The organism is Streptomyces aquilus (assembly GCF_003955715.1).
Taxonomy (GTDB): Bacteria; Actinomycetota; Actinomycetes; order Streptomycetales; family Streptomycetaceae; genus Streptomyces; species Streptomyces aquilus.
The window spans coordinates 7,616,644-7,629,821 of sequence record NZ_CP034463.1; the positions used below are offsets into that span (position 1 = coordinate 7,616,644).

Genomic DNA, 13,178 nt, shown 5'->3' on the forward strand with positions numbered 1-13,178 from the left:
CCTGGATGACCGGACCGGCGTTCTCGTCCGCCGTCGTGCGGACGAGGTCCGGGTCCGGTCGTCCACGGCTCTGCGCGAGCCCCCGCCGGTCAGCCGAGCCCCGGACCCGCCGTGCCCGCGAGGGCTTCCAGGTCGCTCTTGCGGACGCGGATGACCAGCCAGGCGGTGGCCAGGGCGAGTACGGCCATCGCGGCCGCCGCGACGAATCCCGTCGAGATGCCCTGCGCGAGCACCTCGTGGCCCCACGGTGCGGGCAGCTGATGCGTCTTGGCGAACTCCGCTTTCTGCTCCGCCGTCCCGTCGGCCATGAACTGGGGCAGTTGCTTCTCCGCCTCGTCCTTGCTGGCCGAACCGAACACCGTGGTCAGGATGGACAGGCCGAGCGACCCGCCCACCTGCTGCGTCGCGTTGAGCAGTCCGGACGCCGCGCCCGCCTCGTGCTGGGCGACGCCGGAGACCGCGGTGATGGTCAGCGTGACGAAGTTCAGGCCCATGCCGAAGCCGAACACCAGCATCGGGCCGAGCACGCCGCCGGCGTACGTGCTGTCGGAGCTGATCAGGGTCTGCCAGAACAGGCCGATCACCGCGAGGGCCGAGCCCACGAGCATGAAGGGTTTGGGGCCCAGCACCGGCAGGAACCGCTGCGACAGACCGGCGCCGAGCGCGATCACGACCGTCACCGGAAGGAAGGCGAGGCCCGCCTCGATCGGGGTGTAGTCCAGCACGTTCTGCACGAAGAGAACGATGTAGAAGAACATGCCGAACATCGCCGCGGCCAGGCTCAGCATGATCACGTACGTGCCCGAGCGATTGCGGTCGGCGAACATCCGCAGCGGGGTGATCGGTTCCTTCGCGCGCGTCTCGATGAACGCGAAGGACAGCAGCAGGACGACCGCGGCCACGAAGGAGCCGATCGTCAGACCGTCCCGCCAGCCCTCGTCCGCCGCGCGGATGAAGCCGTAGACGAGCGACGCCATGCCGGCTGTCGAGGTCAGTGCGCCGGCGATGTCGAAGCGGCCGGTGTGCCGCTCGGACTCGCTGATGTACAGCGGCGTGAGAACGGCGATCAGGACACCGATCGGCACGTTGACGAAGAGCACCCATCGCCAGTCGAGCCATTCGGTGAGCATGCCGCCCGCGAGCAGCCCGATCGCGCCGCCGCCCGCCGAGACGGCGGCGAAGACTCCGAAGGCCCGGTTCCGCTCCGGGCCTTCGGGGAACGTGGTGGTGATGAGGGCCAGCGAGGTGGGCGACGCGATCGCGCCACCCACGCCCTGCAGGACGCGTGCCGCCAGCAACTGCCAGGGTTCCTGGGCGAGTCCGCCGAGGAGCGAGGCGAAGGTGAACAGCAGGATGCCGGCGGTGAACACCCGCCGCCGACCGAGGATGTCCCCGGCGCGGCCGCCCAGGAGCAGCAGGCCGCCGAAGGTGAGTGTGTAGGCGCTGACGACCCAGGTGAGGTCGGTGGTGCTGAACTTCAGAGCGTCTTGAATGTGCGGGAGTGCGATGTTCACAATCGTCGCGTCGAGTACCACCATGAGTTGGCAGGCCGCGATGACGGCGAGCGCGATGCCGGGGTGTCCTTCCCGGCGCGCCGCACCTGGCTTCTGATCTTTGATCAACTGAGAGGTTGTCACTATGGGTCCCCCACAAGTGCGTTAGTGAACGCTCGCGTTCACTGTCGCGTCCACGGTAGTGAGTCCTCCATAGTGAACGCAAGCGTTCACTTAGATTGTGGTCGTGCGGCGTGTCCCCCCGTCGTCGCCGCGCGTCTTCCCTGTGTCCCCGGAATCCCCGCTCCCCCTGCTCGCTGGAGAAACTCAGATGGTTACCTCGCGCTGGACGGCCGCCCCCGCTCAGGCGGCCTCCCTCCGTCGGCGCGGCGCCGTGCTCGAACGCGCGATCCTCGACGCCGCGCTGGAGCAGCTCAGCACGGTCGGCTGGAAGGGCCTCACCATGGAGGGCGTCGCCGCGGGCGCCCAGACCGGCAAGGCCGCGGTCTATCGTCGCTGGCCCTCCAAGGAGGACCTCGTCGCGGACGCACTCAAGGCCGGACTGCCGCTGATCGACGAGGCGCCGGACCTGGGAGGGCTCCGCGAGGACCTTCTCGCGCTCTGCCGGCAGGCACGTGACGCGATGTATTCGCGTCCCGGCTTCGCGCTTCGCGCGGTGATTCACGAATGCGATGACGCCCAGGCGGAGCGCTTTCACAGCGTGATCTTCGGAGGGGTCGTGGAGCCGACGCTCAGGCTGCTCGGGAAGGTCATCGCCCGTGGAATCGAGCGGGGAGAGGTCCGCGCCGATGCCGCGAACAGCTATGTCTTCGACGCGATCCCGGCGATGATGATGTACCGCTCCAAGATGAGCGGAAGCGAATGGAGTGACCAGGAGCTGCAGGAGTTGATCGACCAGTTCATGGTTCCGCTGCTGCGACCGAGCGGTGACTGAGGAGGCCTCGCGGCGGCCGTCGGGCCGCTGGCTGAGGGGGCTTTGCGCCCACCGTGACGCCACTCGAGGAACCGGGGTGTCGCCGGGTGATCCAGGCGGCGTACGCTAAGGACGCCATGCCGTACGAACCACCTACACACACCGTCGAGCGCTCTCTCCGCGCCACGACCGGAGCCAAGGTCATTGCCGGTGTCGACGAGGTGGGGCGCGGCGCGTGGGCCGGCCCCGTCACCGTCTGCGCGGCGATCACCGGACTGCGCCGACCCCCTGAAGGCCTCACCGACTCCAAGCTGCTCACCGTCAAGCGGCGCACCGAGCTCGCCGAGCAGCTGCGCACCTGGGTGACGTCGTACGCCCTGGGGCACGCCTCTCCGGAGGAGATCGACGAGCTGGGCATGACGGCCGCCCTGCGTCTGGCGGCGGTCCGCGCCCTGGAGACCCTGCCGGTCCGTCCCGAGGCGGTGATCCTCGACGGCAAGCACGACTACCTCGGGGTCCCGTGGCGGGTCCGTACGGTGATCAAGGGTGACCAGTCGTGCGTGGCGGTCGCGGCGGCCTCGGTGATCGCCAAGGTTCAGCGCGACAAAATGATGGCCGAACTGGGTATCGACCATGCAGACTTCGGTTTTGCGGACAATGCCGGGTATCCCTCACCCGTGCACAAGGCCGCGCTGGAGGAGCGGGGACCCACCCCGTACCACCGGCTGTCGTGGGCGTATCTTGATGCGCTGCCTCAGTGGCGGCACCTCAAGAAGGTCCGCGGCTGGGCGGACGGACGCGTTCCGGAGATCGAGGGCCAGCTCGGCTTCGATTTCTGATCGTTCCGCTCGCACTTATGTGCCACCCGCCGACGCGAACCGCACCAATGTTTGATAAAAGTCAGCTCATGCCTCTCCTTCCCGAGGAGCCTCAGATTCACGAGAGTGCCCAGGGTCCCCGCGCCACTCCGGCCAGTGGCCGTACCGCGCCGACCCCCCGCCCCGTACCCGGCCCCCGGCCCGCGGCGCACCCGCGTCCCGGTCGTCCCGGCCCCCTCCGCCCCACGCCTCCGGTGCAGCGTGCGCCGCATGACGTGGCCGCCAAGCCCGGACCGTCGGACCCGGCGCCCCGCGCCGCCGCTCCGGCCCGGGTGACCCCGCAGATCCAGCTGATCCCGGCCTCCGCCGACGGCGCTCTCGACGCCGCCGAGGAGGCCGTGGACCTGCTCCTGGAGTCGGGCCGTGCCCCCGGTGACGTGCTGGTGATCACCACCGGCGAGCAGCACCCGTGGGCCACCCACGAGCTGTCCTTCGGCGAAGCCTCCTACTGGGCCCAGCACGACGCGGGCGACGACGTCTTCTACCTGGACGCCGACGCCGCGGGCCGTGCCGCCGCGCGCCCCGTCGTCGTGGTCGCCGTCAATGGCGGTGCCGACGCCGTTGCCGCGACCGTTCTGCCCCTGGCTCACAGCCGGGCCGGCGCTCTGCTGATCGTCTGCGGCGACCCGCAGCAGATCAACTCGGTGCTGGGCGCGGGCGTCTGAACCCGTATCGGTGAACCCGGGGGGAACGCCGGGGGGACGAAGGAGCCGCCACGGCGGCTTCTGCACGGTGGGGGTTTTGTCGTGCGCGAACGCCTGGGGGCGGTCCGTGCGCGTCCCCTCGCCGCGGTCTGCTCGGGCACGGCTGAACGCTTCGCTGCGGTGCACGGGGCTCGGTATCGGCCTGAGTCGGGCGACAGCCCCGGGCAAGCTCCACCGTTGTCGCTCGCTGTGGACGCGGGGTGATCAGGCTTGGGCGGCTGCCCGGTGAGCTCGGGCTTTCTCGCCCGCGCGACTCTCGCGCCGTACGACGCCTTGCGACGGGGCACGTTCGCCTGCGATGCCGTACGACGTCGTAGGACATGAACGTACGGCGGAGCCGGGTGATCCGTGGATGTCGTGGACGGGGCGACCGGTTGGTCGTACCGGAAGGCGCCTGGGGCACCTTCCGGAGTCTCAGCGGGCTGCCGCGCGGCGCAGTACCTCTGACGCGGCACCGCCGGTGCGCGGCAGCGGAGGCGGCGCCTCGGACAGGGCGAAAGGTTCCGGCGCCGACGTGGAGTTGGGCCGGCGGCCGCCGCGGCCCTCTCCGAGAACCTGCCAGCCGTCACGAGTGAGTGTGATGTAGGCACCGCAGCGCAGTCCGTGCAGCGTGCAGGCGTCGCGCAGCCCCCACATCCACGCGCCGTCCTCCTCCGTCCAACGCGCGTCGCCGTCACGGCAGTACAGGAGCACGGCCGTACGCACCGGAGTGCGGCGGCGCAGGTCGTGCGGGATGACCCGGCGCAGCTGGGCGAGCAGCGCGTTGCGGAACATCCAACCGTCGGCCGGTGCCGGGCGGCGTGTGAACGAGGCGCTCGCGCGCAGCCGTTCGTCCGCGTCGAGGACGGCGACGATCGCCGTCGCGGTCGTCGGACGATGCCGGGAGTGCAGTCCGCTGACGACCTCGCGGGGATTGCGCAGCAGAGGAATCCCGGCTGCGGCCCACTCCGCGGGTTCGAGCAGACGGGTGAGCGGGTTGGATGCGGCGGACAGGTCGGCAGACGTCGACGTGGATGCCGCCGAGGACGGAGCGAATCCGAAGGTCACGGTCCTCCCTTCGGCTACGCGCCCACACTGCGGGCGGGGTCGGATTCGGGGGAACGCACGCCGCAGCAGAGCCCTACCGGACCACGGGCGAGCCGTGCGGGGAGCGGAGTTCAATTCTTCCTGTCGAACTTGAATGCGGCAACGAGCAATTGGGGCCACCGACCGGTATCTGACGGTGTGTGGTTTATATCCCTACCCGGTGTTTCACCAGGCGACGCCAGACACACGCGCGTGCCTGACGCACGGGATGCCTGGTGTCACGCGTTGTGAAGTGGCCGATTGTCAGTGCCATCGGGTTGCATGGAGACATGGACAACCTGGAACTCCGTGCCGAAGCCGATGCCGTCCTCGCCGAGCTGGTCGGGGCCCCGGACGGCTCCGCGCGGTTGCGGGAGGACCAGTGGCAGGCAGTGGCGGCGCTGGTGGAGGACCGACGGCGCGCGCTGGTGGTGCAGCGCACCGGCTGGGGCAAGTCGGCGGTGTACTTCGTCGCCACCGCGTTGCTGCGCCGGCGCGGAGCGGGCCCGACGGTGATCGTCTCGCCGCTCCTGGCGCTGATGCGCAACCAGGTCGAGTCGGCGGCGCGGGCCGGGATCAGGGCGCGCACCATCAACTCGGCCAACCCCGAGGAGTGGGACACCATCCACGAGGAGGTGGAGCGAGGTGAGACCGACGTGCTCCTGGTCAGCCCCGAGCGCCTCAACTCCGTAGACTTCCGCGACCAGTTGCTGCCCAAGCTGGCGGCCACGACCGGCCTGCTGGTGGTCGACGAGGCGCACTGCATCTCCGACTGGGGGCATGACTTCCGGCCCGACTACCGCCGGCTGCGGGCGATGCTCACCGAACTCGCTCCCGGGGTGCCGGTACTGGCGACCACGGCGACCGCCAACGCGCGCGTGACCGCGGACGTGGCCGAGCAGCTCGGTACCGGCGCAGGAGAGGCGCTGGTGCTGCGCGGCCCGCTGGAGCGGGAGAGCCTGCGCCTCGGCGTCGTCCAACTGCCGGACGCGGCACACCGCCTGGCCTGGCTCGCCGAGCATCTGGACGAGCTGCCGGGTTCCGGAATCATCTACACGCTGACGGTCGCCGCCGCCGAGGAGGCCACCGCCCATCTGCGGCAGCGCGGCCACCAGGTCGCCTCCTACACGGGACGCACGGAGAACGCCGACCGGCTCCAGGCCGAGACCGACCTGCTGGAGAACCGGGTCAAGGCGCTCGTCGCGACCTCGGCGCTGGGAATGGGCTTCGACAAGCCCGACCTGGGGTTCGTCATCCATCTCGGCTCGCCGTCCTCGCCGATCGCCTACTACCAGCAGGTCGGCCGCGCGGGACGCGGGGTGGCCCACGCCGATGTGCTGCTGCTGCCGGGCAAGGAGGACGAGGCCATCTGGCGCTACTTCGCCGACACCGCCTTCCCGCCGGAGGCACAGGTCCGCCAGACCCTCGCGGCGCTGGCCGAGGCGGGCCGGCCACTGTCCGTGCCCGCCCTGGAGGCGGTCGTGGACCTCCGGCGCACCCGGCTGGAGACCATGCTCAAGGTCCTCGACGTCGACGGGGCCGTCAAGCGGGTCAAGGGCGGCTGGATCGCCACCGGCGAGCCCTGGGTCTACGACGCCGAGCGGTACGCCTGGGTGGCACGGCAGCGCGCGGCCGAGCAGCAGGCCATGCGCGACTACGTGAGCACGGCCGGGTGCCGGATGGAATTCCTGCGCCGCCAGCTGGACGACGAAGGGGCGGCCCCCTGCGGCCGCTGCGACAACTGCGCCGGAGCCTGGGCCGACACCTCCGTCTCGGCGGAGACGCTGACGGCGGCGACGAAGGAACTGGACCGTCCGGGCGTCGAGGTCGAACCACGCCGGATGTGGCCGACCGGGATGCCCGCGCTGGGCATCGACCTCAAGGGCCGCATCCCGGCCAAGGAACAGTGCTCCACCGGGCGCGCTCTGGGGCGGCTCTCCGACATCGGCTGGGGCAACCGGCTACGTCCGCTGTTGGCCGAGGACGCCCCCGACGGCCCGGTCCCCGACGACGTACTGCGGGCCGCGGTGGCCGTCCTCGCCGACTGGGCGCGCTCGCCCGACGGGTGGGCCTCCGGGGCCGTGGAGGCCGCCACCCGGCCGGTGGGCGTCGTCGCCGTACCGTCCCTGGCCCGCCCCCGCCTGGTGGGTTCCCTGGCCGAGGGCATCGCCGGCATCGGCCGCCTCCCGTTCCTGGGCACGCTGACGTACACGGGCCCGGGAGGTGCGCACGCGGCCCGGCGCAGCAACTCCGCCCAGCGGCTCAGGGCGCTGTCCGGCAGCTTCGCCGTCTCCGACGAGCTCGCCGAAGCACTGGCCCGCACACCCGGCCCCGTCCTGCTCGTGGACGACTACACCGACTCCGGCTGGACCTTGGCGGTCGCGGCCCGGCTGCTGCTCCGAGCCGGGAGCGAGCGGGTGCTGCCTCTGGTGCTTGCCGCGGCAGGCTGAGTCGCCTCGCTGGGAGCCATCCTTGCGGTGCACGTCTCGGCAGGCGGTCGGCGTGCGACAGGGGTGAATTGACGTGTCCCTGGCCCGAGTTATCCACAGGCGAAAGCGGAATCCTGCGATTCGCGAGATCGTCTGGGCATGACGAACCACGGCGAAACGACCGGATCCCCTGAAAGCCACGGAACCGCCGAAACCGCGGCATCCGACGCAGAAATCTCCACGGCTCCCGCAAGCAGGGAGACGACGCGAAGCGGCGCCCGCAAGACGCTCGGTGCGCCAGACGAGTGCACGGAGCGGGCGGAAGGAGTCGACTCCCTCGCGTACGACGGCCACGGCGACGAACAGGTGACCCTGCGCACCCCGGCCGAACTGGCCGACGCCCTGCCCTATCTGCTCGGCTACCGGCCGGAGGACAGCATCGTCCTGGTCGCCCTCCGCGACAAGGACGGACGCGGCCGCTTCGGGGGTCGCGCCCGACTCGGCATTCCCGCGAACGCCGACGACTGGCCCGCCGTGGCTCGGCAGTTGGCCCACGGACTGGTCACCGGTAGCGAGCGCAGAGGAGCCCGTCCCGACCAGATGGTCGCCTACCTCTGCCAGGAGCCGGGCCGGGGAGAGTCGGGCCGAGAGGTGATGGAACGACTCCGGCCGCTCGCCCAGCAACTGCGTGTCGAGTGCGGCTCCCGCGACGTGCCGGTGATCGAGGCGCTGTGCATTTCCGACGGCCGCTTCTGGTCGTACTGCTGCGTGAGCGAGGCGTGCTGTCCGCCCGAGGGGCAGTCGATGGGCCTGCCGGGCACCTCGGTACTCGCCGCGGCCGCCACCTACGCCGGTCTCCAAGTGCGAGGCACCCTGCGGGAGTTGCGGGCCAGGCTGATGCCCTGGGAGAACGCCGCCGCCCTGGCCCAGGAGATCGCCCTCGACACCGCCGGAATGGCCATCGTCCCGAGGATCCTCGACGAGGCCGGTCGCGCCGGGGTGGCCGCGGAGACCCTGGAGCTCGCCGAACAGATCATGCGGCGCTTCGAGCAGGCACCGTCCGTGTCCGGCATCCTCACCGCCGATCTCCGTGACGACCAACTGCTGGGCCACGACGAGGCCGCATCGCTGATCCTCGGCCTCCAGGACCGCACGACCCGGGACCGCGCGGCCGAGTGGATGGAAGGGGACGCGGCAGCTCCCGCTCTACGACTGTGGCGAGCCCTCGCCCGACGCTGCGTCGGGCCGTACGGCGAACACGCAGCGGCGCCGCTGACCCTCGCCGGCTGGGTCGCATGGTCGACCGGCGACCAATTGGAGGCGAGGGAGGCCCTGGCCATGGCCCTGGGCGCGGACCCCGACTACCTCTTCGCACGCCTGCTCCACCAGGCCTGCAACGAGGGACTGGACCCGGAGTCGATCCGCCGTTGTCTGCGGTCGGAACGCGGGGAGAGGGGACGGGCGGAGCCTCTCGAAGCCGTCGACTCCGTGGCCGGCGTGGGGCGGCCGGATAGGCGGGGCGCAGGAAGCATGGCAGCCGACGAGGACGCTGAGGCCGTGCTGAGGGCCGGCGACGCTGCCGTAGAGGTCGGCGAGGCTGCCTCGTCCGTGTCGCTTTCGGAGCCCGCGGTGGGTTCCGGCCGTCGACGCCGGACGCGGTCCGCCGATGCGGGTGCGAGCGGTGCTCGTTCGGCGAAGGGGGAGCGGGAGGGGCGTGGTCCGGGGGTGGGTTCCCGGTCTCGTGCTTCGGCGGGGGGAGGTGCGCGGCCTGGTGCGGCGCGTACGTCGGCGGGAGGCACTCGGCCCGAGGGAGGCACACGGCCCGATTCGGCTCGTGCCGGTCGTCCTCGTAAGGGTGTTGACGGCAGTGGCCGGGGTGCGCGCGGGGGTGGTGCGCGATCTGGGGGCGTAGGGGATGCGGGGACTGTGTGATGGCGTGCGGGGTGGGGATGGCTGATTCGGCGGCTACGGCGGCTACGGCGGTGGGGATAGCGGGGACGGCCGCTCGAGGGCGAGGGCGAGGGCGAGGGCGGGGGCGAGGGCGGGGGTGAGGGTGAGGGTGAGGGCGGCCGGGCACACCTGCGAGGACGCGGCCAGCCGACCCCGCCGCCATCCGGTCTGCTTCGGCGGTCGGAGGCGTGACCCCGAGGAGCCCTGCTCCGTTCACCTGAGTGGCGGAACGCGTGGACGGACCTGCCGCCGCAGCCCCGTTCACAGTCCCGCCACGGTTCAGAATCCCGCCCCGCCGATGCCGCACCCGCCCGAGGCGCACCGAGCGCAGAAGTGGCCGCCCATGTATCAGCCGACTCCGCCCTCCACCGCCGATGATCAACGCTCTGCCTCGGACTCGACGGCCTTACGGCAGCCGGACCCGGTCGTAAAGTCCAGCCCGCCGTCCACTGCGACGTCAGACCGGCCACATCCGTTGGGTCCGCCGATGACAGACCGGTTGCATCTCCCAAGCTCGGCGGCGTCAGACTCGGTCCGTCCCGCAAGCCCGTCGATGTCGGACCGGCCACACCCCTCAAGTCCACTGACGTCGGATCGGCCACACCCCTCAAGTCCACTGACGTCGGATCGGCCACACCCCTCTAGTCCACCGATGGCAGACCGGCCGCACCCCCCGAGCCCGTCGATGTCGGACCGGCCGCATCCCGCAAGCCCGGCGGCGTCAGACCGGCACAAGCCCCCTGCCCCCGGGCCAACCCGCACCACGGGGCCGACACCTCGTGTCTCGGTCTCACCGGCCCCCGGTGCCCAGTTCCCGCCGCCCCGTCGTCCCGCCGATCTGCCATCCACCCACACCACCCTGATCTGCGTCGCCCTCCCGGGCCTCGCCATCTCCACGGAGCAGGGGCAGCTGACGGGGCGCGGGCTGGAGGGGTTCTACCGGGCTGGTCGGCGTGTGTTATCGCGCTGTCAGGTTCGCGTGGCCGGGCGTGAACCGCTGCCGGTGCAGGCGCGGATGACCTCGGCCGACAGCGCGCGGTTCCTGGGCACCGTCCGCACCTCTCCGCATGTGGGCCCGGACCCGGATGTGCTCGTCGAGCGCATCCGGCACGCTGACGGTACGGAGCGGATCACCCTGCACAGCGCGGCCGTTCGTCCCCTGCGGCTGCCGGTCGAGGTGGCCCTCGGCACGGACCTGGCCGATCTGGGTGCCATCGCGGCCGGTGGCCCGGGGCCCGAACTGCCCGCGAGCGTCCATGACTCCGGTCTGCGCTGGTCGTCGCCCCTCGGGAACGCGTCGGTCACGGCAGACCCGCCGCCCGCCGACGCGCTGGCCTCGGCCGGACTGCTGCGCTGGGAGTTGGTCATGCCGCCGGGCGGCAGCGCGAGCGTCGAGCTGCGGGTCCACCCCGACCGCGCGGGACCCGTTCGGGCCGTGGGCCGGGCGGCGACGAGCCCTCTCGCCCCCGCCCGTGCGATGGGCGACGACCACAGGGCCCAGCACCTCATGCGGACGAGCATCGAGGATCTTCAGGCCCTACTGTTGCGCGACCCCGCACACCCCGCCGACACCCACCTCGCCGCCGGCGCGCCCTGGCGCTGCGGCCTGTCCCCGGCCGACGCGCTCGCCGCCGCCCGCATGACCCTGCCGCTCGGCACCCGTCTCGCCGCAGGCACCCTGCGCACCCTCGCTCGCACCCAGCTCCAGAGCTCGGGCCCGCAGTCCGGCATGATCCCTGGGCCCAGACGCGACGCGGGCACGCATCTGCCACCAAGCTGCACGGGCACGGAGGCCACGCTGCTCTTCCCGGTGTTGCTGGCCGAAGCCCGACGCTGGGGCCTGTCCGAGGTCGAGACGGAAGAGTTCCTGCCCGCCGCCGAACGCTGTCTGACCTGGCTGCGGAACACCGTCGGCGACGCTCTCTACCTGTGCGATCCACAGCCCGGCGGGCCCCAGCGCTGCGAGACGCAGGCACACGCCCATCGCGCGGCCCTGCTCGGCGCCGATCTGCTGGACACCTGCGGCAGACCGGGTGGTGCCGCGCTGCGGCACTGGGCGCAGCAGCTGCGGGCCGCCTTCCGGGAGGACTTCTGGATCGACGACCTGGGCGGCGGCCGACCCGCGGCAGCCCGTGCCCCGGACGGCCGTCCCGTCCCGCACCTCGGCGCGGCGGCCGCCCACCTCCTCGACACCGGTCTGCTGGGCGGCGGTGAGCTGGCCTCCGGGCTGCTCGACAAGGTGCAGACCGAACAGCTCGCCCGACTGCTCGGCGGGCCCGCCATGGACTCGGGCTGGGGGCTGCGCGGGCTGGGTGCGAAAGAGGCGGGGTACAACCCGTTCGGCCACCGCGGGGGCGCCGTCAGAACGCAGGAGACAGCGGTCGCCGTCGCGGGCCTGGCCGCCGCCGGGTACGAGAAACAGGCGGCGTCACTCCTCCGGGGCACGCTGGCGGCGGCCGAGGCCTTCGGCCACCGGCTGCCCGAGATGTACGCGGGGGAGCAGCGCACCGACGGGAGCGCACCCGTCCCGCACCCGGCGGCCTGCCGGCCCGCGGCCACGGCGGCGGCCGCGGGGGTGATGCTGCTGACCACACTCGCGGGCATCCGCCCCGACGCCCCGGCAGGGACGGTGACTCTGCGTCCGGTGCGCGGTGCGCCGCTGGGAGAGATCGTCCTGACCGGGCTGCGGATCGCGGGTGCCCCGTTCTCCGTACGGGTCAGCCGCCTCGGTCTGGCCATGGTCGAAGAGGCGGCCGACGGACTGCAACTGGGGGTGTGACCTCGTACGACACGCAGCTGCGGGCAAGTCGGGAGCGGGCGAGGAGCACATGGCGGACGGAAGTGGATCAGCCACCGGTGAGGCCGACGAAGGGAGTGTTTATCGTCAAGCAGACGACTATGATCGCCGCATGCCCTACGACCCGTCAGCCTTTCCGCCCTTCGCCGTCACCGTGGACCTGGTCGTGCTGACCGTGCGCCGTCATGCTCTGTGCGCGCTGGCGGTGCGCAGGGGCGAACCGCCCTTCCAGGGGCGCTGGGCGCTTCCCGGCGGTTTCGTACGGGCCGACGAGGACCTGTCGCAGGCGGCGGCCCGCGAACTCACCGAGGAGACGGGGCTGCGCGCTCACGACCCGGCCGCCCCGGCGCAGGACAACGGCGCCCACCTGGAGCAGCTCGCGACCTACGGCGACCCCAAGCGGGACCCTCGGATGCGGGTGGTCAGTGTCGCGCACCTGGCGCTCGCCCCCGACCTGCCCGCACCCCGGGCGGGCGGCGACGCCAGCAACGCGCGCTGGGCGCCGGTCGAGGAACTGCTCCAGCAAGGGGGCTACGGCCGGGACGGCGAACCGGTCGCGCCGCTCGCCTTCGACCACGCGCAGATCCTGTCCGACGGTGTGGAACGCGCCCGTTCCAAGATCGAGTACTCGTCGCTGGCCACGGCGTTCTGCCCCACCGAGTTCACCGTGGGAGAGCTGCGCCGCGTCTACGAAGCGGTGTGGGGCGTGGCGCTGGACCCGCGCAACTTCCACCGCAAGGTGACGGGGACGCCGGGCTTTCTCGTTCCCACCGGCGGTACGACCACACGACAGGGCGGCCGCCCCGCGCAGCTCTTCCGGGCCGGCGGCGCCACCCTCCTCAACCCGCCGATGCTGCGCCCCGAGGTATGACGCGGACTTGGGTGGTTTTGCGGGCGGTGGGGCATCAGGCGGTGTCCGCAGGGGTGG

Annotated in this window: 9 protein-coding genes; 7 read left to right on the forward strand and 2 right to left on the reverse strand. The window is 71.9% G+C overall.

Annotated elements, in window-relative coordinates; genetic code table 11:
- Nucleotides 1-89: 89 nt before the first annotated feature.
- Nucleotides 90-1,637, reverse strand: a complete 1,548-nt coding sequence (locus EJC51_RS35155; protein WP_126274732.1) for an MFS transporter — start codon at nt 1,635-1,637, stop codon at nt 90-92.
- A gap of 187 nt (nt 1,638-1,824) precedes the next feature.
- Here EJC51_RS35155 and EJC51_RS35165 point away from each other — a divergent pair, with 187 nt between their 5' ends.
- The 3 genes from EJC51_RS35165 to EJC51_RS35175 all read left to right on the forward strand — a co-directional run bounded on the left by EJC51_RS35165 (nt 1,825) and on the right by EJC51_RS35175 (nt 3,970).
- On the forward strand, nt 1,825-2,448 hold the full coding sequence (locus EJC51_RS35165) for a TetR/AcrR family transcriptional regulator (RefSeq protein WP_126274733.1): 624 nt from the start codon (nt 1,825-1,827) through the stop codon (nt 2,446-2,448).
- A gap of 116 nt (nt 2,449-2,564) precedes the next feature.
- Entirely contained in the window at nt 2,565-3,266 is a 702-nt protein-coding gene (locus EJC51_RS35170; RefSeq protein WP_126274734.1) for a ribonuclease HII, read from the forward strand.
- Between the two features lie 68 nt (nt 3,267-3,334).
- Nucleotides 3,335-3,970: a hypothetical protein gene (locus EJC51_RS35175; RefSeq protein ID WP_126274735.1), complete on the forward strand. Its 636-nt coding sequence runs from the start codon at nt 3,335-3,337 to the stop codon at nt 3,968-3,970.
- 453 nt (nt 3,971-4,423) lie between these two features.
- On the opposite strand, the gene EJC51_RS35180 is transcribed toward EJC51_RS35175, so the two are convergent.
- Nucleotides 4,424-5,056 carry a hypothetical protein gene (locus EJC51_RS35180; RefSeq protein WP_097269733.1) on the reverse strand — a complete coding sequence of 211 codons (633 nt, stop codon included), beginning with the start codon at nt 5,054-5,056 and terminating at the stop codon, nt 4,424-4,426.
- A gap of 308 nt (nt 5,057-5,364) precedes the next feature.
- On the opposite strand from EJC51_RS35180, the gene EJC51_RS35185 reads away from it, so the two are divergent.
- The 4 genes from EJC51_RS35185 to EJC51_RS35200 all read left to right on the forward strand — a co-directional run bounded on the left by EJC51_RS35185 (nt 5,365) and on the right by EJC51_RS35200 (nt 13,121).
- Nucleotides 5,365-7,524, forward strand: coding sequence for a RecQ family ATP-dependent DNA helicase (locus EJC51_RS35185; RefSeq protein ID WP_126274736.1), 2,160 nt, complete (start codon nt 5,365-5,367; stop codon nt 7,522-7,524).
- Nucleotides 7,525-7,662: 138 nt separating this feature from the next.
- Nucleotides 7,663-9,435, forward strand: coding sequence for a DUF4192 domain-containing protein (locus EJC51_RS35190; protein ID WP_126274737.1), 1,773 nt, complete (start codon nt 7,663-7,665; stop codon nt 9,433-9,435).
- Between the two features lie 880 nt (nt 9,436-10,315).
- Nucleotides 10,316-12,232 carry a glycogen debranching N-terminal domain-containing protein gene (locus EJC51_RS35195; RefSeq protein WP_425276850.1) on the forward strand — a complete coding sequence of 639 codons (1,917 nt, stop codon included), beginning with the start codon at nt 10,316-10,318 and terminating at the stop codon, nt 12,230-12,232.
- A gap of 130 nt (nt 12,233-12,362) precedes the next feature.
- Nucleotides 12,363-13,121 carry an NUDIX hydrolase gene (locus EJC51_RS35200; protein ID WP_126274738.1) on the forward strand — a complete coding sequence of 253 codons (759 nt, stop codon included), beginning with the start codon at nt 12,363-12,365 and terminating at the stop codon, nt 13,119-13,121.
- Nucleotides 13,122-13,178: the final 57 nt, after the last annotated feature.

Bases quoted from the DNA above. Each gene is read 5' to 3' on its own strand.
- EJC51_RS35165 (WP_126274733.1), top strand. From the start codon at position 1,825: ATGGTTACCTCGCGCTGGACGGCCGCCCCCGCTCAGGCGGCCTCCCTC.
- EJC51_RS35170 (WP_126274734.1), top strand. From the start codon at position 2,565: ATGCCGTACGAACCACCTACACACACCGTCGAGCGCTCTCTCCGCGCC.
- EJC51_RS35175 (WP_126274735.1), top strand. From the start codon at position 3,335: ATGCCTCTCCTTCCCGAGGAGCCTCAGATTCACGAGAGTGCCCAGGGT.
- EJC51_RS35185 (WP_126274736.1), top strand. From the start codon at position 5,365: ATGGACAACCTGGAACTCCGTGCCGAAGCCGATGCCGTCCTCGCCGAG.
- EJC51_RS35190 (WP_126274737.1), top strand. From the start codon at position 7,663: ATGACGAACCACGGCGAAACGACCGGATCCCCTGAAAGCCACGGAACC.
- EJC51_RS35200 (WP_126274738.1), top strand. From the start codon at position 12,363: ATGCCCTACGACCCGTCAGCCTTTCCGCCCTTCGCCGTCACCGTGGAC.